At 37.4% G+C, this 25516-nt stretch carries 28 protein-coding genes and 2 tRNA genes; 20 read left to right on the top strand and 10 right to left on the bottom strand.

Translation table 11 applies throughout. The features are described 5' to 3' along the window. Positions 1 to 34 precede the first annotated feature (34 nt). The 8 genes from K4422_RS03250 to K4422_RS03215 all read left to right on the top strand — a co-directional run bounded on the left by K4422_RS03250 (position 35) and on the right by K4422_RS03215 (position 7755). Positions 35 to 118 (top strand) — tRNA-Tyr (locus tag K4422_RS03250). Position 119: 1 nt separating this feature from the next. Further along, positions 120 to 191 (top strand) — tRNA-Gln (locus K4422_RS03245). Positions 192 to 515: 324 nt separating this feature from the next. Further along, complete coding sequence (locus K4422_RS03240; protein WP_230709148.1) at positions 516 to 1505, top strand: aldose epimerase family protein; 990 nt, start codon at positions 516 to 518, stop codon at positions 1503 to 1505. Positions 1506 to 1626: 121 nt separating this feature from the next. Further along, positions 1627 to 2076, top strand: coding sequence for a CopY/TcrY family copper transport repressor (locus K4422_RS03235; RefSeq protein WP_206904898.1), 450 nt, complete (start codon positions 1627 to 1629; stop codon positions 2074 to 2076). 24 nt (positions 2077 to 2100) lie between these two features. Then, complete coding sequence (gene copZ / locus K4422_RS03230; RefSeq protein WP_206904896.1) at positions 2101 to 2310, top strand: copper chaperone CopZ; 210 nt, start codon at positions 2101 to 2103, stop codon at positions 2308 to 2310. Then, positions 2310 to 4502, top strand: coding sequence for a heavy metal translocating P-type ATPase (locus K4422_RS03225; RefSeq protein ID WP_230709147.1), 2193 nt, complete (start codon positions 2310 to 2312; stop codon positions 4500 to 4502). The genes copZ and K4422_RS03225 overlap by 1 nt, the downstream gene beginning before the upstream one ends. A 200-nt stretch (positions 4503 to 4702) precedes the next feature. Next, positions 4703 to 6898, top strand: a complete 2196-nt coding sequence (locus K4422_RS03220; RefSeq protein WP_442896727.1) for a heavy metal translocating P-type ATPase — start codon at positions 4703 to 4705, stop codon at positions 6896 to 6898. 341 nt (positions 6899 to 7239) lie between these two features. Next, a complete protein-coding gene (locus K4422_RS03215; RefSeq protein WP_206904883.1) occupies positions 7240 to 7755 on the top strand; it encodes a type II toxin-antitoxin system Phd/YefM family antitoxin in 516 nt (171 codons plus the stop codon). 120 nt (positions 7756 to 7875) lie between these two features. Here the strand turns inward: K4422_RS03215 and K4422_RS03210 are convergent, their stop codons facing one another. Then, positions 7876 to 8232, bottom strand: a complete 357-nt coding sequence (locus tag K4422_RS03210) for a hypothetical protein (RefSeq protein ID WP_230709146.1) — start codon at positions 8230 to 8232, stop codon at positions 7876 to 7878. A 297-nt stretch (positions 8233 to 8529) separates the two neighbouring features. On the opposite strand from K4422_RS03210, the gene K4422_RS03205 reads away from it, so the two are divergent. Both K4422_RS03205 and K4422_RS03200 read left to right on the top strand, forming a co-directional pair. Continuing rightward, positions 8530 to 9261 (top strand): epoxyqueuosine reductase QueH, encoded by a 732-nt coding sequence (locus K4422_RS03205; RefSeq protein WP_230709145.1) that lies wholly within the window; start codon positions 8530 to 8532, stop codon positions 9259 to 9261. Positions 9262 to 9443: 182 nt separating this feature from the next. Then, the gene (locus tag K4422_RS03200; RefSeq protein WP_230709143.1) at positions 9444 to 10607 is read left to right on the top strand and encodes a pyridoxal phosphate-dependent aminotransferase; all 1164 of its coding nucleotides are present in this window, start codon (positions 9444 to 9446) and stop codon (positions 10605 to 10607) included. A 143-nt stretch (positions 10608 to 10750) separates the two neighbouring features. Here the strand turns inward: K4422_RS03200 and K4422_RS03195 are convergent, their stop codons facing one another. Continuing rightward, positions 10751 to 11602, bottom strand: a complete 852-nt coding sequence (locus K4422_RS03195) for a hypothetical protein (RefSeq protein ID WP_230709141.1) — start codon at positions 11600 to 11602, stop codon at positions 10751 to 10753. Positions 11603 to 11712: 110 nt separating this feature from the next. Here K4422_RS03195 and K4422_RS03190 point away from each other — a divergent pair, with 110 nt between their 5' ends. Further along, positions 11713 to 12054 carry a hypothetical protein gene (locus tag K4422_RS03190; RefSeq protein WP_230709139.1) on the top strand — a complete coding sequence of 114 codons (342 nt, stop codon included), beginning with the start codon at positions 11713 to 11715 and terminating at the stop codon, positions 12052 to 12054. Between the two features lie 222 nt (positions 12055 to 12276). On the opposite strand, the gene K4422_RS03185 is transcribed toward K4422_RS03190, so the two are convergent. Beyond that, a complete protein-coding gene (locus K4422_RS03185; RefSeq protein WP_206904875.1) occupies positions 12277 to 12480 on the bottom strand; it encodes a hypothetical protein in 204 nt (67 codons plus the stop codon). 205 nt (positions 12481 to 12685) lie between these two features. Here K4422_RS03185 and K4422_RS03180 point away from each other — a divergent pair, with 205 nt between their 5' ends. Further along, positions 12686 to 13567 (top strand): phosphate ABC transporter substrate-binding protein, encoded by an 882-nt coding sequence (locus tag K4422_RS03180; RefSeq protein WP_230709137.1) that lies wholly within the window; start codon positions 12686 to 12688, stop codon positions 13565 to 13567. Positions 13568 to 13645: 78 nt separating this feature from the next. On the opposite strand, the gene K4422_RS03175 is transcribed toward K4422_RS03180, so the two are convergent. Together K4422_RS03175 and K4422_RS03170 are read right to left on the bottom strand one after the other, a co-directional pair. Then, on the bottom strand, positions 13646 to 15382 hold the full coding sequence (locus tag K4422_RS03175) for a sensor histidine kinase (protein ID WP_230709135.1): 1737 nt from the start codon (positions 15380 to 15382) through the stop codon (positions 13646 to 13648). Continuing rightward, on the bottom strand, positions 15379 to 16110 hold the full coding sequence (locus K4422_RS03170; RefSeq protein WP_206904870.1) for a response regulator transcription factor: 732 nt from the start codon (positions 16108 to 16110) through the stop codon (positions 15379 to 15381). The genes K4422_RS03175 and K4422_RS03170 overlap by 4 nt, the downstream gene beginning before the upstream one ends. 210 nt (positions 16111 to 16320) lie before the next feature. On the opposite strand from K4422_RS03170, the gene K4422_RS03165 reads away from it, so the two are divergent. From K4422_RS03165 to K4422_RS03150, 4 genes are all read left to right on the top strand, one after another. After that, positions 16321 to 16791 (top strand): DUF523 domain-containing protein, encoded by a 471-nt coding sequence (locus K4422_RS03165; RefSeq protein WP_230709132.1) that lies wholly within the window; start codon positions 16321 to 16323, stop codon positions 16789 to 16791. A gap of 27 nt (positions 16792 to 16818) precedes the next feature. After that, positions 16819 to 17157 (top strand): putative DNA-binding protein, encoded by a 339-nt coding sequence (locus K4422_RS03160; protein ID WP_206904863.1) that lies wholly within the window; start codon positions 16819 to 16821, stop codon positions 17155 to 17157. Positions 17158 to 17182: 25 nt separating this feature from the next. Further along, a complete protein-coding gene (gene ffh, locus K4422_RS03155) occupies positions 17183 to 18595 on the top strand; it encodes a signal recognition particle protein (RefSeq protein ID WP_206904860.1) in 1413 nt (470 codons plus the stop codon). A 148-nt stretch (positions 18596 to 18743) separates the two neighbouring features. Further along, a complete protein-coding gene (locus K4422_RS03150; protein WP_230709130.1) occupies positions 18744 to 19253 on the top strand; it encodes a GNAT family N-acetyltransferase in 510 nt (169 codons plus the stop codon). Positions 19254 to 19388: 135 nt separating this feature from the next. Here the strand turns inward: K4422_RS03150 and K4422_RS03145 are convergent, their stop codons facing one another. The 4 genes from K4422_RS03145 to K4422_RS03130 form a co-directional block, all read right to left on the bottom strand. Then, a complete protein-coding gene (locus K4422_RS03145) occupies positions 19389 to 20198 on the bottom strand; it encodes an HAD family hydrolase (protein WP_230709128.1) in 810 nt (269 codons plus the stop codon). A gap of 145 nt (positions 20199 to 20343) precedes the next feature. Then, entirely contained in the window at positions 20344 to 21552 is a 1209-nt protein-coding gene (locus K4422_RS03140) for an ABC transporter permease (protein ID WP_230709126.1), read from the bottom strand. Positions 21553 to 21566: 14 nt separating this feature from the next. Continuing rightward, the gene (locus tag K4422_RS03135) at positions 21567 to 22445 is read right to left on the bottom strand and encodes an ATP-binding cassette domain-containing protein (RefSeq protein WP_206904849.1); all 879 of its coding nucleotides are present in this window, start codon (positions 22443 to 22445) and stop codon (positions 21567 to 21569) included. Beyond that, a complete protein-coding gene (locus K4422_RS03130; RefSeq protein WP_206904847.1) occupies positions 22442 to 22825 on the bottom strand; it encodes a GntR family transcriptional regulator in 384 nt (127 codons plus the stop codon). The genes K4422_RS03135 and K4422_RS03130 overlap by 4 nt, the downstream gene beginning before the upstream one ends. 157 nt (positions 22826 to 22982) lie before the next feature. On the opposite strand from K4422_RS03130, the gene K4422_RS03125 reads away from it, so the two are divergent. Further along, positions 22983 to 23555: a DNA-3-methyladenine glycosylase I gene (locus tag K4422_RS03125; RefSeq protein ID WP_230709125.1), complete on the top strand. Its 573-nt coding sequence runs from the start codon at positions 22983 to 22985 to the stop codon at positions 23553 to 23555. A 165-nt stretch (positions 23556 to 23720) separates the two neighbouring features. Here K4422_RS03125 and K4422_RS03120 read toward each other — a convergent pair whose 3' ends face one another. Next, positions 23721 to 24275 (bottom strand): NADPH-dependent FMN reductase, encoded by a 555-nt coding sequence (locus K4422_RS03120; protein WP_206904840.1) that lies wholly within the window; start codon positions 24273 to 24275, stop codon positions 23721 to 23723. A gap of 256 nt (positions 24276 to 24531) precedes the next feature. Here K4422_RS03120 and rpsP point away from each other — a divergent pair, with 256 nt between their 5' ends. The 3 genes from rpsP to K4422_RS03105 all read left to right on the top strand — a co-directional run bounded on the left by rpsP (position 24532) and on the right by K4422_RS03105 (position 25435). Next, the gene (rpsP, locus tag K4422_RS03115) at positions 24532 to 24804 is read left to right on the top strand and encodes a 30S ribosomal protein S16 (protein ID WP_016171544.1); all 273 of its coding nucleotides are present in this window, start codon (positions 24532 to 24534) and stop codon (positions 24802 to 24804) included. Between the two features lie 11 nt (positions 24805 to 24815). Next, positions 24816 to 25061 carry a KH domain-containing protein gene (locus K4422_RS03110; RefSeq protein ID WP_206904836.1) on the top strand — a complete coding sequence of 82 codons (246 nt, stop codon included), beginning with the start codon at positions 24816 to 24818 and terminating at the stop codon, positions 25059 to 25061. Between the two features lie 110 nt (positions 25062 to 25171). Beyond that, on the top strand, positions 25172 to 25435 hold the full coding sequence (locus K4422_RS03105) for a hypothetical protein (RefSeq protein WP_230709123.1): 264 nt from the start codon (positions 25172 to 25174) through the stop codon (positions 25433 to 25435). The last annotated feature ends 81 nt before the right edge of the window (positions 25436 to 25516 follow it).

Genomic DNA, 25516 nt, shown 5'->3' with positions numbered 1-25516 from the left:
TATTATAACTAAGTCAGGTTGATTAAAACCTTTCGGAGGAGTAGCGAAGTGGCTAAACGCGACGGACTGTAAATCCGTTCCTTAGGGTTCAGTGGTTCGAATCCACTCTCCTCCACCATTGGGGTATAGCCAAGCGGTAAGGCAAGGGACTTTGACTCCCTCATGCGTTGGTTCGAATCCAGCTACCCCAGTTTCAAACGTATCTTCAATCGAAGATGCGTTTTTTTTGTGCAATAAAAATCTCGCTTTTGTTTTTGAAAAAGCTATTTTCAGACCAGACTTTGTACGTAAATAGGGGCTGGAATTATATTAATGTTTTAGACCATACGTTACATCTTAAACTTGCTTTTTTTTAAAGGTGACAGCTCCTCTTACGTGGATACGAAAAGTAGTAAAATTAAATTTACTAAATGTTACTAAATAAATTGACGTTCCTGCTGATCACCGCTATACTAAAAAAGAGATTGAAAAGGCTTTTTTCATCGAGATAGTGGATAAACAAAGGAGCGGTGCAGATGGCAACAGTTACAAAGTTAGACAGTAAGGCATTCGGAACGTATTATGAAGTGAAAAATGAAAATGGAGTAGTTTTGGGGCTACATCCTTTTGGGGCGCGTGCCATTTCGTTAGCATTACCAGTCGATGGCACTTTGCGTGATGTATTGGTTGGATGCAAGACAATAACAGACTACAAAGAAAATAGTTATTATAATGCTACCATTGGCCCGGTCGCTGGTCGCATTGCCGGCGCACAGTTTGAATTAGATGAAACAATTTACAAAACAGAGGCTAATCAAAAGGGCAATACATTACATGGTGGTTTTGTAGGATTTGACGCGCGAAATTGGGAGGCACAAACCTTCACTAAGGATAATGAGGCTGGTGTTATCTTCACATTAAATGATCCGGATGGCAATCACGGTTTCCCTGGTAATTTAGTGGCAAAAGCAATTTATACTTTAACCGATGATAATCAATACAGTTTCAAATTTGAAGCAACCACAGATAAAAAAACTTTGTTCAATCCAACCAATCATGGTTACTATAATTTGACGGGTTCGCCCAGTGAGTCAATTGATACGCATAATTTACAAATTAACGCACATTTTGTTGCTAAAACCAATGATGACGTCACAACAACTGGCGAGAAAGTTGCGGTCGCTGGTACAAAATTTGATTTTGTGACAGGTGCTAAAATTGGCGAGACGCTTTTAGATGATCCTTTTTTGATTGATGAAGGTGCCCAAAAAGCATTAACTTTAACTGCACCAGATGGAAAAGTTGCCTTAAGTTTGATGACACAAGCTCCAGCAGTAGTTATTTATACCACCGGCACTGGGGAAGCGGGGACAGTAATGAAAAACGGCGTTATGGCAAATCACGGGGCAGTGGCGATTGAGCCACAAGGGGTGCCTGGTACTGAAATTTACCCTCAATTTGGCAGTATTACTCTGACAGCTGATAAACCTTACACAATGGAAAGTACTTTCAAATTAATTTTTTAAAAAATAGGCATAAAAAAACTTCACTAAAAAATTTGGTGAAGTTTTTTCTTGACCATTTACGTTTACAGATGTAAACTTAAAAAGAAGTTGAGATTACACTTGTAAACGAGGTGAGGATAACATGATGACAGAACCTGTCAAAATCAGCGATGCAGAATGGGAAGTGATGCGGGTATTGTGGACAGTAAAAGCTGCAACTGCGCATGAGATTGCTGAAATTTTAGGTGATAAGATGGATTGGAAGCTTGCTACGGTAAAGACACTATTAGGACGGTTAAGTAAAAAAGAAGTAATTCGGAGTGAGGCAGAAGGTAAAAAATTTATTTATTACCCCAATGTATCAGAAACTGCAACTGTTCGCAGTGCAACCGAAAATCTTTTTTCTCACATCTGTGCCAAAAAGATTGGTGTAACAATTGCTGACTTAATCAACGAAGCAGAATTGACAGCAGCAGATATTGCGGCAATTAATACTGCGCTACTTGCCAAAACACCAGTAGCAAGTATTGCTTGCAATTGTATTCCTGGTCAATGTGAATGTAGTCAACATCAAGTCAAAATAAATCATTAAAAAATATGAAAAGAGGAAATCAAGATGAAACAAACATTTAATATTAGTGGTATGAGTTGTGGGCATTGTGTCGCAAAAGTAGAAGGTACAATCAATGAATTACCGGGCGTGAAAAAAGTCAAAATTAATTTAAAGAAAAACAACGGCGTGGTGAAATACGATGATAGCCAATTAACCGATGAAAAAATTATTGCAGCAGTTACGGCGGCTGGGTATCCAACTGAGGTGGCCTAATGAATAATGAGCAAGTCGCAACCTTTGTCATTACAGGGATGACCTGCGCCAATTGTTCAGCTCGCGTTGAAAAAGAATTAAAGGCACAACCAGGAGTTGCGCAGGCGACAGTCAACTTGGCTACGGAAAAAGCTACCGTACAATTTAATGAAACCACTGCCGAAGCGTTAATTAAAAGTGTGGAAAACATTGGGTATGGTGCAATTTTGGATGATGAAGCGCATCGACAACAAGTAGCAGAAAAGAAACAAGCACGAATTCAAAAAATGCGACGGGATTTAATGATCAGCGTTGTTTTAGTTGCCCCTTTAATGGTTGCAATGATTGCGATGATACTTGGTGTTAATGCCTCCTGGGTGCACTTTTTCCATCGTCCTATCGTGCAGTTGATTTTAGTTGCCCCGATTCAATTTGGTGTTGGGCTACGCTTTTATAAAGGTGCTTATCACGCTTTAAAAACCAAAGCACCAAACATGGATGTTTTGGTCTCTTTAGGTACTACGGCAGCTTTTATTTTGAGTTTTTATAATGGTTTTTTAGGCGGTGATCCCCATGAACTTTACTTTGAAAGTAGCGGAATGATTATAGCCTTAATTTTACTTGGAAAATACTTGGAAACTACTGCAAAAAATAAAACTAGTTCTGCCATTAAGCAATTGATGCAACTACAAGCAAAAACCGCACGGGTGGTCAATGAAGATGGAAGCCAAAGTGAAGTAGCCATTGCATCTGTAAGACAAGGAATGCAAGTAATTATTCGCCCTGGAGAGCAAATTCCCGTAGACGGTATTGTGCTCAGCGGTAAAACGACCGTTGATGAAAGTATGCTGACAGGGGAAAGTATGCCTGTGGCAAAAACAAGCAGCAGTACTGTTTTTGGCGGGACTGTTAATAATACCGGCCAATTAGTGATTAAAACCTTGAAAGTCGGCGATGAGACAGTTTTAGCTCGAATTATTCGTATGGTTGAAGATGCCCAAGGACAAAAAGCCCCGATTCAACAAATTGCGGATAAAATTTCAGCAGTGTTTGTACCCAGCGTTTTAGCAATTGCTATGGTAACATTAATTGTAACAGGACTTGTGAGTGGCAATTGGCAGGAAGCTTTAATTCATAGTGTTGCTGTACTAGTTATTGCGTGTCCGTGTGCTTTAGGGCTGGCAACGCCAACTGCAATTATGGTTGGGACTGGACTAGGCGCTAAAAACGGTATCTTAATTAAAGGCGGAGCGGTATTGGAACAAGCTGCGCAACTAAATGCCATTGTCTTAGATAAAACGGGAACAATTACAAAAGGAAAACCTACTGTAACGAATTTGCAATTAGCCACAGCGGATTTATTAACTGTTTTAGTTAGTTTAGAAGCTGCTTCAGAGCATCCCTTAGCCGGTGCAATCGTTGATTATGGCACAGAAAAAAATATTCAAGCCGTAAAGGTTGATCACTTTGAAGCATTGCCTGGTTTGGGGATTGCCGGACAAATAAATGGTAAAACTTATTTTGTTGGCAATGCGAAGCTTATGGCAGAAAAAGAAGATTGTGACAACTACCTTTCAAAATTAAACCAATGGTCAAAAGAAGGTAAAACAGTCATGCTGGTTTCAGATGAAACAAATGTTTTAGGGATCGTAGCTGTAGCTGATGAAATCAAAGCAACTTCCAAAGCGGCAATTGCAACATTACAAAATCATGGGATTGCAGTCTATATGCTAACAGGTGACAACAAGGCCTCAGCTGAATATATCGGTTCACAGGTGGGAATTTCTGTTACGAATGTTTTTGCTGAAGTTATGCCAGATGAAAAATCTGCCAAAGTAGCAGAACTACAAGCAAAAGGTGCATTAGTAGGTATGGTAGGCGACGGAATTAACGATGCGCCTGCGCTAGCCTTAGCTGATGTTGGTATTGCAATGGGAAGCGGAACAGATATTGCCATGGAGACTGCCGATGTAACGTTGATCCACAGTGATTTAACCTATTTGGATCAAATGCTGCAATTGTCAAAAGCAACAATAAAAAAAATAAAACAAAACTTATTTTGGGCATTTGTTTACAATACAATTGGTATTCCCTTTGCTGCTTTAGGCTTTTTAAATCCGATTATTGCTGGCGGGGCAATGGCCTTTAGTTCAGTCAGTGTTTTACTAAACTCACTTAGTCTGAATCGATTAAAACTAGAAAAGAGGGAGTAGTGATGAAAGACGCAAAAGATGTAGATGAAAAAAAGCAGCCAATGAATCATGATAAAGCGGCAGCTATGGATCATATGGCTCACATGGATCACAAAGGTCATCAGGAAGATGAAAAGGGTGAAAATTCTGCTGAAAACACCCAGATTGCTACCAATCATAATATGACCGGTAGCAATCCTAATCATATGGGTCACGAGCAAATGAAACATGAACACATGGAACATGAGCAAATGGAACATGAACACATGGAACATGAACACATGGATCATGAACACATGAATCATGAGCAAATGAATCATGAGCAAATGGAACATGAACATATGGATCATGGGCACATGAATCACAACCATGGTGATCATGGGCAAATGCATCATGGAATGAGTCATGGTGATCACGATATGCAGCATATGGATCACGATATGAGTGGGATGGACCATTCTATGCATATGGGAAATTTCAAACAGAAATTTTGGCTCTCTTTAGTTTTAGCAATTCCGATTATCATCCTTTCACCGATGATGGGGGTGAGTCTGCCTTTTCAATTTACTTTTCCTGGTTCTGATTATGTCGTTTTAATTTTGGCTACGATTTTATTTATTTATGGTGGTCAACCATTTTTAAGCGGAGCTAAAATGGAATTACAAATGAAAAATCCTGCAATGATGACCCTAATTGCCATGGGGATTACGGTATCGTATATCTATAGTCTTTATGCATTTATTGCCAATCACTTTTTACACACCGAACATGTGATGGATTTCTTCTGGGAATTGGCGACCTTAATTGTGATTATGCTGCTGGGGCATTGGATTGAAATGAATGCTGTCTCAAATGCCAGCAGTGCTTTAAAAAAATTAGCTGAATTACTACCAGATACCGTGACAAGAGTTAATAAAGCGGGAAAAGAAGAAAAAATCTCGCTACAAGAAGTCCACGAAGGTGACACGTTGATTGTTCGTGCTGGGGATAAAATGCCAACAGACGGTCAGATTTTAAAGGGTGAAACAACTGTTGATGAGTCTGCCGTTACTGGTGAATCCCGAGGTGTGATCCGTAAAACTGGAGATCAAGTTATTGGCGGTTCTGTTAATGGCGACGGTACAATCCAAATTGAAGTAACCGGTACTGGTGAAAATGGATATTTAGCCAAAGTGATGAAAATGGTCAAAGACGCCCAAGCTGAAAAATCACATTTGGAAGCTTTGTCAGACAAAGTAGCAAAATGGCTTTTTTATGTCGCTTTAGTCGCTGGGGTATTGGCATTTGTCGCTTGGCTTGTAGCAGCGGATCTGCCAACGGCACTTGACCGCATGGTGACAGTCTTTGTAATTGCGTGTCCCCATGCTTTGGGTTTAGCAATTCCGCTTGTAGTGGCACGTTCAACTTCTCTAGCTGCCCAAAACGGGTTATTGCTAAAAAATCGGAATGCTATTGAAAATACGCATGATTTAGATGCCATTCTTTTAGATAAAACAGGGACCTTAACAGAAGGTACTTTTGCGGTCACCGGCGTTGAAATATTAGCCGCAGATTGGCAAGAAGACCAGGCGTTACAATATATTGGTGCTTTAGAAAAAAACGCCAATCACCCAATTGCAACTGGAATTATGAAATATATCGAAGAAAAAGAAATTGAAGTTCTAAAAGGCGAAGATTTAAAAAATATTGCTGGTGTCGGCTTGTCTGGTGTCGTTAATAACACCCAAGTTCTAATAGCAAACGACAAAGAGCTAGCAAAACGCAAACAAACAGTTGATAAAAAAACGTTGGCACCTTATTTAACACAAGGCAATACAATTAGTTACTTGTTTGTTGATGATAAATTAATTGCCCTCATTGCCTTAGGGGACAAAGTAAAACCGGAAGCAAAAACCTTTATTCAAGCGCTAAAAGATCGTGGTGTTGAGCCGGTTATGTTGACTGGTGACAATCAAGAAGCCGCTACAACTGTGGCCAATTATTTAGGCATTGATAATTTTCATGCAGGGCTATTACCCGATGGCAAAGAAAAAATTGTTAGTGAAATGACGAATGCCGGTAAAAAAGTAGCTATGGTAGGAGATGGCATTAATGATGCTCCAGCCTTAGCCCGCGCGACAGTGGGAATTGCGATTGGTGCAGGGACCGATGTTGCAATTGACTCTGCTGATGTGGTCTTGACTAATAGTAATCCAGAAGATATTTTACACTTCTTGGATTTATCAAAACAAACCCGGAACAAAATGATTCAAAACTTATGGTGGGGTGCAGGCTACAATATTGTGGCGATTCCTTTAGCTGCTGGTATTTTGGCACCAATTGGGATCATTTTAAGCCCAGCTGTGGGAGCAATTTTGATGTCTTTAAGTACGGTTATTGTGGCTATTAATGCCATGACTTTAAAAATTAAAAAATAGTCATTGAAACTGTAAAGTCATAGAAATTTTATGATTTTACAGTTTTTTTTATTCGTAGAAAAAAATTTTAGCCTAGTCAAAAAGTCAATTTTAAGCCGTTATTTGAAAAAATAGCGTGTATATTTGTTGTAGGTGTGTCAGACTTTATTTTTTTTGTGGCAATATGCACAGGATTTGCTAAAATGAAATAACAATAGAAAAATCATTTGCCTCATCTAAGCTTAGGTGTGCTATAATGTGTTCGTTGAACTACTTTGCTATGGAATTGATAAATACTAAATACGCAGGGCGGCTTGCTGACTGCCTTTTCTATAGTGGGAATTTTTCAAGGAGGAAGCAAAATGGAACTGAAAAAGTTAGAGGTGCCGACGACTTCTATTACCGAAGTGAAAAAATCTCCAATGGATGTTTTTAATCAGGCTCGAGAAGCGGGAACAGCAGTTTACGTTTTTAATCGGGAAAAAGTAGCCGGTGTAATGTTGACCCAAGAACAATATGAAAATCTATTACAGGAATTACATAATCGTCCAGAAGTGGAAGAGGATGATTTACAAACAGCCGATGGTCTAGAAGAATTTTTAGGAAAAATGCGGACTGCTTTGATTACAGGTTCTGTAATTTCAGCTAAAAATTTAGATGAGCGGATGGTTGCCCTCGGTTTTATTACCCGTAAGACTGGTTTTGGCGGTGTTGTGGATATGATATCTGAATTAAAAGAAAGCGGCAAAATTGTCTATCAGTTACGCAAAAAACACGAAGGTAAAACGATTGTCGCAGAAATTATCGGAGAACAAGATAGCACCTCTAGTTTATTTGACAAATTGATTATTAAAAAGATTCATTTGAAAGAGTCTTAAAATAATAGTATTACTTGTTAAACGTGGGGCGCTGAATTTTTAGAGTTTTTATGAGGCAAATAAAGGCTTCAAGTTACTTATTCGTGTAAGTAACTTGAAGCCTTTTTATAATTTATAACGCTATTTAAAAAAATGTACTTGTAGGGTCGTCGCCCAAATAATACCAATAATTTGCGGGATTAAATAGAGGACAGACAAAAGTAATACTAAAAATGCTGGGTTAAAAGGTTGGTAGAAAAAGTGCCATTCAGGATGTTGATTTTGCAAAATAACGGAAAAAACAGTAGAAAGAATATTGCCTAAAAACCATAAGAATAACTGATCACAGGCTTTAAAATAAAAACCGACACCAAGTGAAAAAATTAGTGTGATTAAAAAGCCAAACATCGAATGAAAATATGTATCAAGAAGTAAGGATAAGTAGACAAATGGAATTGCAAAAAACATGACGGGGAGTTTCAAAAATGCTTTTGACATCGGGCACCTCCTAGTTTAAGATGAATTACAAGTAACGGTGTTTTTTTAGTTATAATTCATTTTAGGTACTAAAAATGATAAAAACAATGTTATTTAATCATTTTGTTTTGAAAGTAATAAAATTCTTATTTTCCTCTTTGTTAAATAAAATAGAACGTTTTTTATTTTTTCGAATTTTTCGAATAAGACTGAATTTCATATGGAAGTAATTGTTATATTTTTCAGATCGATAAATGATTGTTAAAGCACTACAGCCAGCAAGTTTAATTGTTATCAAATCAGTAAGGAGATACTTTGATGATTGAAGCAAGTCAAATTTTAGATAAAATGAAGAACCAAAAAATTAACTATGACTACGTTTTACGGAAAATGATTACCCGTTGGGAAGAAGAAGAAAAACGCCCCACAATTTTGATTCATAGTTGTTGTGCTCCTTGCAGTACGTATACTTTAGAATTTTTAACACAATATGCAGACGTTACGATTTATTTTGCCAACTCCAATATTCACCCCAAAAGTGAATATGAGCGGCGTTTACTCGTACAAAAGAAATTCGTCGCCGATTTTAATGAAAAGACCGGCGCTGAGGTGGGGTTTATTGCTGCCGATTATAAACCCAATGAATTTTTAGCCATTATCAAAGAAAACCACCTACAAGATGAACCAGAAGGTGGCAAAAGATGTACGGCTTGTTTTCAAATGCGCCTCGATTTAGTAGCAGAAGAGGCGTTAAAGCTGGGGTATGATTATTTTGGCAGTGCCCTGACAATTTCGCCAAAGAAAAATGCGCAATTAATTAATCAGATCGGGATGGACATTCAAAAAATTTACAGTGTGAATTATCTACCAAGCGATTTTAAAAAGAATAAAGGTTATGAGCGCTCTATTCAAATGTGTAAGGAATACGATGTCTTTCGTCAATGCTATTGTGGCTGTGTTTTTGCTGCCAAACAACAAGGGGTAGATTTAAAAGTTGTGAACAAAGAAGCCAAAGCCTACTTAGCACAACAGTCAGAGCTGACTCATTAAAATTTTGCCACTTTAAACCGTACTAAAGACTGAAACACACAGTTTTTAGCACGGTTTTTCTATATTTGTACTGCATTTTATTTTTATTGAAAATTTCACTGCCGCTTTTTTTCATTTTATGGTAGGATAAAACATAAAACGTGATACAGTATCAAGGTTATTCATAAAAAGGAGTGGAGAAGATGGATTTAACAAAACGCTTCAACAAACAAGTTTATCAAATTGCAGTTTCTTTAATCCGCCAGTTTGATGAAAAAGTTTCCGGCATTGAAGATATTTTGAAATTGACTTTAGGAGAACCAGATTTCAATACCCCCGATCATGTCAAAACAGCTGGTAAAGATGCCATTGAGCAAAACTTCAGTCATTATACCGGAATGTCTGGCTTAGCAGACGTCAGGGAAGCTGCTGCTCTTTTTTTAAAGCAGAAATATCACGTCACCTATGATTACACTTCAGAAGTTTTAGTGACAATTGGTGCTACAGAGGCAATTTCCGCTTCATTGTTAGCTGTTTTAAATCCTGGCGATAAAGTACTATTACCTGCCCCTATTTACCCTGGGTATGAACCGGTTATTACCTTAGCCGCAGCCAAACCTATTTATATGGATACAACTGGTGATAATTTTGTTTTGACACCAAAAGTTTTGGAGGAGCATCTAATTGCCCATGGGGATGCTGTTAAGGCAGTAATTTTAAACTATCCAAGTAATCCTACTGGAGTTACTTATTCCAAAGCAGAAGTTAAGGCTTTGGCGGACGTCTTAAGAAAATATCCGGTATTTGTCATTAGTGATGAAATTTATAGCGAACTTTCTTATGATGAAGAGCATGTTTCGATTGCCGAATTTTTACGGGAGCAAACAATCTTGATTAATGGCCTATCGAAATCTCACGCCATGACTGGTTGGCGAATTGGCTTTATTTTTGCACCAAAAGAGTTGACCCAAGAAATCATTAAAGTTCACCAATATTTGGTAACCGCTGCTTCTACAATTTCACAAAAAGCGGCAGTTCGGGCTTTAATTGAGGGAATTGACGATGGTTTAATCATGAAAGAAGAGTATCGCTTACGGCGGGATTTTTTATATGAAAAAATGACAGCACTGGGTTTTGAAGTAGCTAAACCCTCCGGTGCGTTTTATCTTTTTGCCAAAATTCCTGCACATTTGGAACAAGATTCCATGAAATTTTGTATCGATTTAGCACAAAAAGCCAAATTAGCTGTTATTCCTGGGATTGCTTTTGGAAAAGAAGCAGAGGGGTATATTCGCTTAAGCTATGCTTCTAGTATGGAAAAATTAGTTGAAGCGATCGACCGCTTGACTGCTTATTTGGAAAATTAATGAAGATAAAAAAGATGGTCACCAATTCTTTTGCTTTCGTTTACAAGACGAAAGCAAAGATTTGTTAGCCATCTTTTTTTAGATCATAAAATTTTTTTACCACAGTTGTTCTTTGTTACTTTCAAAGAGTTGTCGGTTTTTTGTTAAATTTCGACTTTACGCATCAGACGACGAGTAGCCCAGTATTCTAAATCACTTAATAGAGCACCGATTTTTAGTAAAACTTCTTCGGATAATTCTTGCCGCATACTAACGCTAGATAAAAAGCGGCTGTGATAATTTGATTCTTGGTTTAAAAATGAGGTGGCAAAAGCATTTAGTTCTTCTTCTAAATTGACACTCGTGTCCTCACCTGAATAGTGAAGCCAAAATTCAACGGCGTAGCCGTAATGAACAAGTTCATAATCGGGATTTAAAAAGCACACAGGTAAATCTTCAAGTAATAGTTTCAGCTGATTATAGTGAGTGCTTGTTGCAAAGTGGTGAACACAGAAGTTTTCAAATTGAGAATTAGGCAGCTGTACGAGTTCTTTTAAAATCGGGGAGCCATAGCGTTTCTTCTGTTGTAGTAAACGGGCTTTTTCAGCTGCCCATAGTTCTAAATCCCGCAGTAATGGTTCTAGTAAAAAGAAGCGATATTTTGCCCCTAATTCAATGTCTTTGACGATGGCTTGATAATTTTTGGGTAAATAGCTGTTTTGATCAAAAAAAGCTTGGACGTGGCGTGCAACAAAATTTTCTTTGTCAACAGGAGCAAATTGTTCCCATAAAATACTTGCATACCCCATTACATATCGGTTACCGTTACCGTCTTCTTTTGGCACATAGGCGTATTTTGGCATTGTCGCCAAAACGGAACCATTTTTTTTGTTTTTAAGATAATAAACGGAAAAGTCTACTTCTTCACCGTCAAAATATTGGGTGATTTTCTCTTGAAAAGTGACAAAATCCATCTGTTCTAAAAGACGTGTCGTTTGTTCTTTACTTAAGTGCATCAGCGCCCCTACTTTCGGAAGTTTTCGTAATCTCATCTTAAGTTAATTGTAATTTAATTATATCGGGTATTTAGACAGAAGTAAACTAATGTAAAATAGATGCAAAGTAAATGAATGAAATGAAAGAAGGTTTTGAAATGAAATATGCTATAACCGAGTTTTTTCGTCGTTATCGTCAAGGTATTATCTTTTTTGAACAATTGCTCTTCATTCCGACAATGGTCATGATGTTAGCGGTGGGCATGCAGTATTTTGTTCGTTTTTTTCTGACTTTTATTGCAGTCGGAATCTTTTATAGTGTGATTCATTTTTTTGTACATAAAAAGCAAAGTAAAAAAGAGCGCCTTTATATTTTATTACATCCCAATCACGATCAACGTGAGAATGTTTTATTCATTGTGTTAACATTATTTTTGCTTTATGCATTTATTGTCTTTAACTTTATTAGATAATAAAAAATTCAAAAGAATTCTGCAGCTTAAAGCCAAAGGAGCAAAATTTGCAAAAATGGCTTTTTGTTTTGCACATTTTAACTTTTAACTAAAGAAGGAAGTGTGAAATAAGCCAGTTGGAAAAGCTTTTTTCACTCCTGTAACAGGACAGATAAAAAACCACTTATGAAAAAATCATAAGTGGTTTTTTTTATCTTCAAAAAGTAACTTAGAATTATTTAACTATTTGTTCAAATAATTGAATAAACCACCAATGGTTTTGTCGTCTAATTCAATTTCTTTGCCGTCTAATAGTGCTTTGGTTACTTGATAGTTATCTTGTAAGTCTGGCACTTCTTTATATTGCGCCCCAACAAAATCACTAGCTTTGTCGTATTTTTTTACTTCTTCATCTGAACCGGTTACGATGTAATGAATTTCTAACATGATTATCAATTCCTTTCTTATGTAACACAATTGTCTTTACAACTTTTATTATATTCCTTTTTTTTAAAATGAGGGTGAAATAAGCTCATGACAAATTGCTTTACGTAAATTTTACAATGCTTGATAAAATCTTTACACACTGCTTATATCAAGTTTACAAAGCTTGTGTAAACTGAGTTTGTAATTAAAGATAGGAGTGGAAAACGTGAAAAAAGTATATTTAGTAGCAACTGCAGTGGCAGCAACTTTATTATTAGCGGCCTGTGGGAATGGTAGTGCAAAAACTGGAGAAGAAAATAAAGCAAGCGGTGCAAAAATTACCGCGGTTGGTTCAACAGCCTTACAACCATTAGTTGAGGCAGCCAAAGATAGTTTTACTACTGAAAATCCCAATTATCAAATTACTGTTCAAGGTGGCGGAAGTGGTACAGGGTTGAGCCAAGTTGCTGCTGGTGCTGTAACGATTGGCAACTCAGATGTTTTTGCCGAAGAAAAAGATGGTGTCGATGCAAAAGAGCTAGTGGACCACAAAGTAGCGGTTGTAGGAATGGCCCCAGTAGTAAATAAAGACGTCGCAGTCAAAAATATTTCCCAACAGCAATTAATTGACATTTTTACTGGTAAAATTACCAACTGGAAAGAAGTTGGCGGCAAAGATGAAAAAATTGCAGTCGTTAATCGTGCTTCTGGCAGTGGGACCAGAGCAACTTTTGAAAAATGGGGACTTGATGGTGAAACACCGGTGCAATCCCAAGAACAAGATTCTTCTGGCACCGTGAAAAAAATAGTCGCAGAAACACCGGGGGCTATCAGTTACTTGGCGTTATCTTATATTGACGATAGTTTACAGGAACTTTCTGTTGATAATGTGACGCCAACCCCAGAAAATATCGAAACAAACAAATGGAAAATCTGGTCTTACGAACACATGTATACAAAAGGTGAACCAGACAAGGATGTAAAAAAATTCTTGGATTATCTACTAACCGATGAAATTCAAAACGGTCCTGTAAAAGAATTGGGTTACCTGCCAATTACCACCATGAAAATTGAACGTTCTGTTGACGGTAAGGTGACAAACAAATAGTCACACTCCTTTTTGGAGCTAGTAAAAAAAGCTACTGACAATAAATTTTGTCAGTAGCTTTTTGCCGTTTTGCTCTATTTAGAGCTTTGGTAGTGTCACGGTGAAGGTTGAGCCAACACCGGGGTGACTTTCTAATTGGACTTTGCCTCCGAGTTTTTCAACAGATTCTTTTACAATCGCTAAGCCTAAACCGGTGCCGCCGGATTGTCTTGCGCGGGCTTTGTCTACCCGATAGAAGCGTTCAAAAATGCGTTGTTGATCATCGCTGTCAATGCCAAGGCCTTGATCTGAAACGTTTAAGGTTAAATTATCTGCTAGAGTATAGCTAATTGTAATTTTTTTAGCTTCCGGTGTGTACTTAATTGCATTTTCAATTAAATTTTTAGCAATCGGATAGAAAAGTTCAACTTTTGTGGACCAGACTAAAGCTTGATCTCCTACTAAATGAACACTTAAATTTTTCGCTTGAATTTGAGCCTGATAACTTTCTAAAATTTGGGCTAAAAGTTCCGCGACAGTGATGTTTTGAATCGGGTAATCTAGGGCTTGACGTCCTTTTGAAAGCTGAATGATATCTTGGATTAAAGCTTGCAGCCGTTTGGCATCTTTTTCCATAATGCGTAAAAATTCTGTCGTTGTCCTTGGATCGTCTTTGGCACCATCTAAGAGCGTTTCGGTAAAGCCAATTAAGGAGGTGACAGGTGTTTTTAGTTCGTGGGAAACATTGCTGACGAAATCTTGCTGCATTTTTTCCAGTTGGCGCACTTGTGTCATATCATAAGACATCACTAAAATTTGCCGTTCTTCATTAAATAAACGCAAATCAATATCCAGCACGCGTTCACCGTTTTGATGTAAGGTAATTTCATCATGTAAAAAAGGATTATTCGGTGAGATGCGATAGACTAGCTGAATAAGTTGCGGATCTTTAATCACTTCGGCAAAATTAACTTTTTCTGCTAGATTTTGAAATAAGCCAAGTTGCCGTTTCATTTCAGGGTTGATCATGACGAGTTTGTTTTCACTATCGACAATGAAAATACCAATCATTAAATCGTTTAAAAGTGTATGCAGCTTGTGTTCGGTTGCAGAATAGGCTTTATACGTGTGGCTCATTTGTTCGCTTAATTGATTTAAGGCTTGGTAAAGTTCTTCCCATTGCGGCGTGGTTTGCATAATTGTTTCAGTACGGGTGGGATTAGCCACCATTTTTTTGATCGCTGGCAATAAAGTTTCTAAAGGCCGATTTTTTTGGCGTAAAAAATATAAGACAAAAATGGTAATCAACAAGCACAAAATCACATACACTGTTAAAATTGAATTTCTAACGCTACTAGCAGCGGTCATAAAAGTTGTAGTGCTTTCGGCGATCCGTAAAATACCAATTAAATGATTGTCTTGCTCCACAGGTAACGCGACATAGAGTAATTCTTTTTTTAAAGTGGCACTTTTTCGCAGCGAAGTACCCAATTTTCCTCCGGCTAAGACGGTTTTTACCTCGGGACGATTGGAGCGGGTCCCTAAAAGATTGCTATTAGAAGTATCAAAAATAATTTTACCAGTAGCCGACAGATAAGTTACCCGTTCATCTACGTGTTCAATATAGTGCTGACTCAATTGATGTAGACTCGCCTCATTATAATTTTCTTCTTTTGCCATTCGTAACAGTAGATTCCCTTTTTTTTCTAAGTAATTCTCTTGTTGGCTTAAGACCTGGTGCTCAAAAAAACCACCAATTAATTGCCAGGCTCCTACAAAAAGCACGAGTAATGTTGTAATCCACAGCAAATATTCTAAAACACGCCGTTTTTTCATGCTTTGGGCTCCTGAAATTTGTAACCAAAGCCTCTAACTGTTAAAAGATAGCGGGGATTTTTAGGATCTTCTTCAATTTTTTCCCGTAAATGTGAAACGTGGACATCCACGATGCGACTTTGACCGGCAAAGTCGAAATTCCAGATGCGGTCTAATAGCGTATCACGGTCAATCACACGATCTTTTCGCTTCATAAAGTAGACGAGTAATTCAAATTCTTTGGGGGTTAAAAATATCTTTACGTCGTTAACGGTGACTTCGTAATTATCCATATCCGCTTTAATTGCACCGATTTGTAAAATTTCTCCGGTTAATTCATCGTCGGTATCTTTTGGCTCATTGGCACGCAACGGAGTTTCAACGGGACGCATCCGTCGAAAAATAGCTTTCATGCGGGCCAAAACTTCTCTGGGACTAAAGGGTTTAGTCAGGTAATCATCAGCGCCGATTTCTAAGCCTAAAATTCGATCAATCGTATCATCTTTTGCCGTTAGTAATAAAATCGGCGTTTCTTTTTTTTCTTGCCGTAATTTTTTCGTAATTTCAATGCCGTCAATTCCCGGCAGCATAATATCTAAGATAATAAAGTCAAAATCTTTGGTTAAAGCCAATTTTAAGCCAGTTGTACCATCTGTGGCAGAGGTCACAACGTAACCTTCTTTTTCTAAATTAAAGGTCAGCAATGTGACGATGGAAGGTTCATCGTCAACGATTAACACTTTTTTCATAGCAAACTGCTTTGCGGTGTTTTTCTTAGTCGCATACCTGCGACAGATGGTTTTATTTTAGCATAGAAAAGCGGTGGGGACTATTTAAGGAAGGGAAATAATGCTATAATAAAGGGCGTTAAATTGACTTTTAAGAAAAAAAGAATGGCTTTTGTTGCTAAAATTTTAGCTTTGTGTATAAAAAATCGTGCTGTTGTTTAAGGAGGACATATGATTGGAATTAGTGCCTGTTTAGGTGGCGTTTTTTGCCGTTATGATGGCAATACGCAAACAATCCCACAGCTGCAAGCTTTGGTGGCAAAGAAACAAGCAATTATGATTTGTCCTGAGGTTTTAGGTGGATTAAACACCCCAAGAGATCCGGCTGAAATTATCGGCGGCGATGGATTTGACGTCTGGAGGTGCGATGCGGTGGTTGCTTCTTGTCAAGGCGTCGATGTGACCGCCGCATATAAAGCAGGTGCGATACGCGCTTATGAAAAATTGAAAGCTCTGGATGTTACGCAGGTAGTCTTAAAAGAGGGCAGTCCTTCTTGTGGCAGTCATCAAATTTATGACGGTGCTTTTAGTGGCAATAAAGTAGCTGGTGTCGGGGTTGCAACTGCCTATTTTGTAAAGCAAGGCATAGAAGTTTATTCAGAAAACAATTATCATCAACTGATCACAATAGCTACCAATTAACTAATTTTTCATGACAGGAGGAATCTCATGGAAATCGAAAAGACAAATCGTATGAATGCATTATTTGAATTTTATTCTACGCTTTTGACCGAAAAGCAGATGAATTATATGGAGTTGTATTACGCCGATGATTTTTCACTAGGGGAGATTGCAGAAGAATTTCAGGTGAGTCGTCAGGCAGTTTATGATAATATAAAGCGGACGGAAAAAATTTTGGAAGATTATGAGCGCAAGCTTCATTTATTTTCGGACTATATTGTTCGCGGCGAAGTTTTAGATCGGGCAGAAAACTACATTAAGGCCCATTATCCTAAAGATGCAGAGCTGCCGAAATTTTTGCAGGAACTGCAAGAAATCGATGAATAGTTTTTAGTTGAAAGGAACGAATAAAATGGCATTTGAAAATCTAACAGAACGCCTGCAACAAGCCATGAGCAAGTTGCGTAAAAAAGGAAAGATTACTGAGGCTGATGTCACAGAAATGATGCGGGAGATCCGCTTGGCATTACTAGAAGCCGACGTTAATTTAAAAGTTGTCAAAGAATTTGTTAAAAATGTACGTCAAAGAGCAGTCGGATCAGAAGTTTTAGATAGTCTATCACCAGCGCAACAAATTGTTAAAATCGTTGATGAAGAACTAACCAAGACTTTGGGAAGTGAGACTGCAACCTTAAATAAATCACCAAAAATTCCGACGGTTATCATGATGGTGGGGTTACAAGGGGCTGGTAAAACAACATTTGCTGGTAAACTTGCCAACCAACTGATTAAAACGGAAAAAGCCCGACCACTAATGATTGCCGGTGACGTTTATCGTCCAGCGGCGATTGATCAATTGAAAGTTTTAGGCCAACAATTAAATGTTCCAGTATTTGATATGGGAACTGATGTCAGTCCAGTGGAAATTGTGCGCCAAGGGATGGAATTAGCACGGGAAAAGAAAAATGATTATGTTTTAATCGATACAGCGGGTCGCTTGCATATTGACGAAAAGCTGATGGATGAATTAAAACAAATCAAAGAAATTGCCCAGCCCAATGAAATTCTTTTAGTCGTAGATGCTATGACGGGGCAAGATGCGGTTACAGTTGCAGATAGCTTTAACCAGCAACTAGGTATCACGGGGGTCGTGATTACCAAATTAGATGGGGATACCCGAGGTGGTGCCGCCCTTTCCATTCGTCAAGTGACTGGTGCACCAATTAAATTTACCGGTACTGGTGAAAAATTAACGGACTTAGAAGTTTTCCATCCCGACCGGATGGCGAGTCGTATTTTAGGCATGGGGGATATGCTGACCTTAATTGAAAAGGCGCAACAAGATTACGACGAGAAAAAAGCGGAAGAATTAGCGAAAAAGATGAAGGAAAATACCTTTGACTTTAACGATTTCATTGAACAAATGGATCAAGTCATGGGGATGGGACCTTTAGAAGATTTATTAAAAATGATTCCAGGAATGAGTCAAATGCCAGGAATTGAAAATGTTAAAGTCGATCCTAAACAAATCGCCCGCCAAAAAGCAATGGTGATGTCGATGACACCAGCCGAACGAGAAGATCCGGACTTGTTAAATCCAAGTCGCCGTCGCCGCATTGCTGCAGGTTCTGGTAATTCAGTGGTTGAAGTGAATCGCATGATTAAGCAATTTAAAGAAGCCCGTAAAATGATGCAACAAATGACAAAAGGTCAAATGCCGGCGGGAATGGATCAGATGTTTGGTTCTGGCATTAAAGGTAAAATGGGCAAAATGGCTATGAACCGTATGATGAAAAAACAAAAGAAAAAGAAAAAACGTAAATAAACTAATGGGCTAAAAGGCTTAGTTTATGATGATGATACCCGAATACTATAGCCTTTTTTACTGCTTGTTTATTTCAAACAGCACGTCTGTAAGAAAGGATATAAGCTGTTCGGGTTTTTGTGTCTTTTTTTAAAAGGAGAAAATAAAAATGCAAATTGAAACCAAACGTCTTATCTTGCGTCCGTGGGAAAAAGGGGAAGAACACTTTTTAGCAGAATTTTTACAAGATGAGCGGGTGATGTATGCCTATGAGGGCGCTTTTTCTGATGAAGAAGTGAGCAATTGGTTAAATTGGAATTTAAAGCTGTATCAGGAAAAAGGCTATAGTCTCTTGGCTATGATTCGCAAAAGTGATGGTAAAATTATCGGCGAATGCGGCTTAACTGATCAACTCGTGAGTGGCAAAACCTATTTGGAAATTGGCTATCATTTGATTTATGACGCTTGGGGTGTGGGCTATGGGATAGAAGCAGCTAAAGCAGTAAAAGAATATGCGTTTAGAAATTTGGGAGCATCATCCGTTGTTTCCACTGTCCGGGATACGAATTTAGCTTCAATGAATGTTGCTATTCGCAATGGCATGGTGGTAAAAGAGAGTTTCATTAAAAATTATCGTAATGTGGTGATGCCGCATTATTTGTTTATGGCGACAAAATAAAAAAGTGCAGGATTTGCTATTAAAGCATAAAATCCTGCACTTTTGCTCGTAGGCGATTTAAAGGAGTTCGGAAAGCTTTTTTTAATATCTGGCTTCACAAACGAGCTTATGAGAAAGTTCGTGAAGTTATTTAGCTTAATTTTCCTCTTGTAACGATAATAATTGTTTAATCGTTAATAAGACACCATTCTCGTCGTTACTTTTACAGATGTATTTGGCAGCTGCTTTAGTTTCTTCAAAGGCATTACGCATTGCAAAACTAAATTCACCAGCTTGCATAAGCTCTAAGTCGTTGTGACCATCGCCAAAGACCATTGTTTCTTGTGAGCTGACCTGTAAAATTTGCTGCAATTCTTCAACTGTGTGTCGTTTGTGTACGCCAAAATTGGTAATGTCAATCCAAGCTGCTTCAGAAGCCACGATGTAAGCTTGTTTTTCAAATTCAGCTAACTGGGGTGCCACTTCATAACTTCTTAATTTTCCATCGTAAACGGTAATTTTGACAAAGTCATCGTTAATTTCTTGGTAGTCTGCTATTTTTTCAACTACTTCGTAAGATCCCCGTACCATTTTTTCACTTTCGGCTGGAGTGTCTTCACTAATAATGGCAGCTGTTTGCGTACAGGCAATAATTGTGAAGTCCTGATGGATACTTTGTAGTTTGGCAATAATTTTTTTGCCAATGGTATTAGGTAGTAAGGATTCATACATGTACTTGTCTTTGTGTTTAATTCGCGTGGCGCTATCGCCTAAGATCCATAAATCTTCACTACCAACATTTTTGAATAAAGCTTCTACCCGTTCGCATTGCTTACCTGTACATGGGGCGAAGATAACATTTTGGCGGTGCATGATTTGGCGCACTTCTTGATACAAATTTTCGTCAAATTTACTTTGACTGTTTAAAAAAGTACCATCCAAATCACTAATAATCAGTTTAATCATGATTTTCCTCCTCAAATTGTAATCGGTTACTGTTATTAGTGTAGCAAATAAAAGGGTAAAAAAATAAAACGTCGGGGAAGATTCCACGACGTTTTACAAATGTTCGCATAAATTATTTATTTTTTGTAAATTTTTGTTCTAAAAGTTAGTTTAGTTCTACTCCGTGTTTTTTACTACGATAATGGTGCCAAGCAGCTTTAAGGGTAGAAAAGAAGACTAGTACATAGAGCATAATACCGAGTAAAACAAGCGTTACAAGCGTAGAAATAACTGTGCTAAACAATGAAATACGTTCAGGAGTATCTAGTAACATCAAGTAACTTTGCCATGGATTCGTAAATGTGTTCAAACTAATAAAGCCGGTGAAGACCCACATTAAAAACCAAACGGGCCAACGAGAATCACGATGAAGTAAGTAATCCCCGTCGTTTTCTAGGGACAAAACAGTAAATTTGCGATAACTCCACCAGATAAATAAGAAGGCTGCAATTAGAAAAATCGGAATCATCCACCAATAGCCACCGGTTTTACCGATGCGATAAATAAACAAATTTTCCAAATTAAAGGGGAAGCTCCCGTATTCTTTGAAGGTAAAAAGATTTAAAAAGTTTGTAACAGAACCAGGAGTAAAACTAGCAAAAAATACAAAGACAAGCCAAGTCAAAGGACCGAATACTAGATTTCCTACCATTGAACCGATAAATATACTTACGGCAAACAACAAAGTAGCTAAACTAAAACTACTAAAAACAGCATGGAGTAATTGACTCCAACTGGCATTTAAATAGGGTGCTGGAATACCGATTTTTATATATGTCACATAAAAGAGTTGTCCCAGTAAGAAAATCGCTAAAATAGGTAAGGCAACATACAGCAATTTCGCCCTAAAAAGCTGTTTACGTTTTTGTGGTAGTGCAAATAAAAAACGATTAAATGCGGTCTTCTCATCAATAAAGAAAAGTAAAAATCCAGCTAAAGCAACCAGAACAATATTTAAAATAGTAAAATCGCCACCAAAGCGAGTGTAATAAGTTGTTTTGGCATCATATTTTTGCGCCTGTTTAGCAGAAATATTGTGTTCTGAGTAGGCGGTACCATAGACATATAACTGATCTTGTACATAATCTTTACTTGAGGTATAAGGTACATCTTTTTCATTTTCTTGATTCCAATAAGTGAAAGATTCCGGATGCTCCTTAAATTCTTTTTCAAATTGAGAAGAGTGATAGTAGTTATTTTGTGATTGCCAATTGGTAACAGCGCTATGGGCATTTAAAAAGTAAAGTCCAAAAGTTATGACAGCAAAGGCGATTAAAGCTTTACCGTAGCGTTTTAAATAGATTTTCTTTAACATAATAAACTCCTTTCTTAAACCAATAATTTTTCTTTTTGCAAATTGGCTTCAAAAAGATCTTCTAGTGTTAGCGGTAGTTCTTCAAAAACTAATGGTTCATAGCTTTTAATGGTAGCGGCTAATTCAGCTGTGTAATTTTCAAAGATTGCGACGATTACACGTCCTTGGATTGTGACAAGCTTTGAGTTTTCTTTAACGATTGGTGGTATCTGTTTTGTGCGGAAAACAAGCTGAATTTTGCGGGCATTGGCACGCATATTTTCTAATGTATAGTCTTTTGCAATCGTTTGACCTTTAATCAGTAGTGCCCGATCGATAATCCCTTCTAATTCTTGCAGATTATGAGAGGCGATTAATGCGCTACGGCCGTCTTCTGCTAGATGAGTTAATAGTAAGCCGATTACTTTTTTGCGGACAATGATATCTAGGCCATCAAAGGGTTCATCTAATAAAAGATATTTGGCACTAGATGAAATTGCTAAAATCATTTGATAGAGTCCTTGCATGCCTTTAGACATTTTGCGATAGTGTAGTCGTTGATTTAGGCCATGTTCTTTCATTAATTGCAAGTAAAGGTCTTGATTAAACTTAGGATAGGCGGTGCGATAAAAATCATTAATCCCTTGCAGTGGATAATATTTTAAAAAGTTATCCAACTCATCAATATAAAAAATTTCAGTTTTTAATTTTGTATCCTGGGTAATATTTTGACCATTGATCGTGATGCTTCCTTCATCTGGCAAATAATTACCAGCGATGGTACGAAACAAAGTCGTCTTGCCAGAGCCGTTGCGGCCAATCAACCCAACAATCTCATTTTCATGTAAGGTAAAATCAATATCAGTTAAAACAGTTTTTGTGCCAATTATTTTTTTTAGCTGGGTTAATTTCATTGTGTGCCTCCTCCTTTTAACTGTGGTTCTTCTAACCAACTAATCAGTTCATGTTTGGTCACTTGCAACTGCATAGCCTCAATAATTAATGCTTGAAAATTTTGCTTTAGCTGCTGGATACGAAATTCATCACGGGGGATATTTTCGGTATTTTTAATGAAAGTACCCTTACCTTTAACGGTTACAATTACATTTTCCACTTCTAAAACTTTATAAGCTTTACTGATGGTATTTGGATTCATCAATAATTCTTTAGCCAGTTCACGCACAGACGGTAAGCGATCGCCAGGCTGCAAAATACCAGTGACAACTTGCTGTTTTATCCCTAAAACTAACTGCTCGTAATAGGGTTTGCTACTGTTTTTATCAATCGTAAGCATAAGTGTGGGCAACTCCTTTCTTACTGTTAAATAATTAAATGAATGGTAAAGTAATGACCTTCATTGTGTGTACTAGTATATGTAGTACACCTGGAAAAAGCAAGTGTTTTTTGTTTTATCTGTTAAAATAAAGAAAAATGTGACAAGGAGAATAAACATGAAGCGATGTGACTGGGCCGAAACTGGTAATCAGGCAATGAAAGAATATCACGATGTCATCTGGGGCGTACCAGAATATGATGATCAGCAATTATTTCGCAAATTGGTTTTGGATAGTAATCAAGCGGGGTTAAGTTGGCAAACGATTCTAAATAAAAGTGTTGCTTTTGATGAGGCCTATGAAAATTTTGAAATTGAAAAAGTGGCTGCTTTTGATGATGAGAAAATTGCAAGCTTAATGGGTAACGCTGGCATCATTCGAAATCGGCTTAAAATTACAGCGGCGATTAACAATGCAAATTGCATTTTACAAATTCAAAAAGAGTGGGGAAGTTTTTCAGCATATTTGTGGCACTTTGTCGCAGGTAAACCGGTGGTGCATTATTTTAAAACGAGTGAAGAAATACCAACAAAAACACCACTTTCCGATGAAATTACCAAAGACTTAAAAAAACGAGGCTTTAAATTTGTTGGCAGTACAATTATCTATGCTTTCTTACAAGCTGTGGGGATTGTAAACGATCATCTTACAGTTTGTTTTCGTCACGAAGAAGTACAAGAAAAGCTGTGATTTTTACTGTAGCTAAAAGAATAAAACTGAAGTGTTCAAAATGAAATAATAGCTCGTAAAGTACGATAGATAGATATCAAAAAGACCTGTGACCACTAATAGTCACAGGTCTTTAAATATAGTTTGGCAATCTTTTTTTACTATCTAACTAATACCAAAAAAATATTATTCAGCCGTTAATTTATTGAAGAAGGCGATGTATTTATCTACGATTAGTTGGAAGAATTTAGCCGTATCTTCAATAATCGAGCCATCTTCTTTAACAAGATTATGAATGCCACCAATATAAGCTTCTGGTTGTTGCAAGGTTGGCATGTCTAAAAAGACAAGGGATTGACGGATATGATGATTAGCACCAAAACCGCCAATGCCACCAGGAGAAGCGGTAACCACAAGAGCTGGTTTGCCACCCCAGACACTAGAACCCATCGGACGTGAACCAACATCTAAGGCGTTTTTTAAAGCGGCAGGGACAGAACGATTGTATTCAGGTGAAAAGAAGAAGACGCCATCTACTGTAGCCACTTCACTTCGTAGCCGTTTCCAGCTTGCGGGCATATCATTTTCATTTTCCAAATCTTCGTTGTAAAAAGGCAAGTCTGAAATTTCAATGAACTTTGCTTCAAAACCAGCGGGCAATAATTTTGCAAATTCTTTGGCAACGGCTAAGTTGTAAGAATCTTTCCGTAGGCTACCGACGATAAAACCAATTGTTTTCATAAATCATATTCCTCCTATAGTTTTATACCTGTGATAAATGCTTTCGTTACAACAATCATAACAAGAAAAGTATGAAAAAAACAAAAGATAAGTCTTGTTAAAAAACGAACGCTATTTTTAATTGGAGCTAGTGGAAATTCTTTAAATGAATGTTTAAAAAAATTTTATTTTAGCTGTAAAGAAAAAACTCTTTACACCAAGTGAAAAACCTGTTAAACTACCTCTTGTGATTAAATTATATGGAGGTGGAATTGTAATGGCAGTAAAAATCCGTTTAAAACGTATGGGTTCTAAAAAGAAACCTTTTTACCGTATCGTAGTAGCAGACTCTCGTTCTCCTCGTGATGGACGTTTCATCGAAACTGTAGGTACTTACAATCCTTTGATTGACCCTGCAGAAGTAACAATCAAAGAAGATTTAGTACTTGATTGGTTGCAAAAAGGTGCACAACCTTCTGATACTGTTCGTAACATCCTTTCAAAACAAGGCGTTATGAAAAAACACCACGAAGCAAAATATACGAAATAAGGTGACCAATGATGACTGATTTAACTGATTTAGTCTTGACGATTGTTCGTCCGTTAGTTACTCAGCCTGATCTTGTTAAACTTAATGTTGAAGAGTCAGCTGACTTTTATGAGTATAATTTAAGCGTGGCACCAGAAGATATCGGTCGTATTATCGGCAAACAAGGGCGAGTAGCCAAAGCTATTCGTACAATTGTTTACGGTGTACGTACTGAAGGTACCAAAAAAGTCCGTTTAAACATTCTAGATGGCAAGTAGATAAAGATTAAGGCAGTTCCTTTTTGGGACTGTCTTTTTTTCATACTCAAGACGGAGGACAAGAAATCTTTTCTGATAGATAATAAAAGAAAAGTCAGGAGGAAAAAAAGATGACACAATGGCTTGTAATTGTAGCAATTATCATTATTTTGTTTATTATTTTTAAATTAGGCTCCTTTTTATGGCGTCTTTTAGGGCTAGCTATGGCAATTTTTTTGGTATGGATTTTCAAAGACGATATTGCCAACTGGTTTAATCAAACAGTAACACACATTAATGCCGATGGAATTGATTCTGTTTTAAATAGTAGTGTAGACTTTGTTAAAGAAGCGTTTCATAATGTTAGTAACTGGGTTTCAGATAAGATTGGGTAGCCTTTAAGTCGTATTGATTGTCAATTGTCTTCAAATTGAGTACGCTTAATTTTAATCAATAATCTTTTTTTTATTGATTGG

This window comes from Enterococcus sp. SMC-9 (assembly GCF_021011285.1).
GTDB lineage: Bacteria > Bacillota > Bacilli > Lactobacillales > Enterococcaceae > Enterococcus_C > Enterococcus_C montenegrensis.
This window is presented reverse-complemented; position numbering and strand designations above follow the sequence as displayed.